This is a genomic window from Acetobacter fabarum (genome assembly GCF_040702925.2).
Taxonomy (GTDB): Bacteria; Pseudomonadota; Alphaproteobacteria; order Acetobacterales; family Acetobacteraceae; genus Acetobacter; species Acetobacter fabarum_B.
Genome location: NZ_JBFCXX020000083.1, coordinates 1 through 273, shown reverse-complemented (window position 1 = coordinate 273; position 273 = coordinate 1). Strand labels below are relative to the sequence as shown.

Sequence of the window (273 nt, the reverse complement as noted above, 5' to 3'; positions counted from 1 at the left end):
CCGTACCGATCACCCACGCCAGCACGTAGCGCACCACCGGGAAACCGTACCAGAGCATGCTCATTACGGTTTTCGGGTCTTCCTTCACGTACTGGAACACCAGACCATTGAGGCGCTGGTGAAACTCGCGGTAGAAGTCCATCTCCATCAGGCCGAGGAACAGCGCGATGCTCGAGGCGACGGTCAGCCACAGACGGAAGAAACCGCGCGCGGCCATGGCCCGGGCACTGAACAGTGCCAGCACCAGCGGAATGCACAGGTACACCACCAGAC

General features: G+C 61.2%; 1 protein-coding gene. It reads right to left on the bottom strand.

Features of this window, described 5'->3' with window-relative positions; all coding sequences use genetic code 11:
* A partial coding sequence (locus AB2L51_RS15185; protein ID WP_400922670.1) for a hypothetical protein occupies window positions 1–273 on the bottom strand: 273 nt, incomplete at both ends.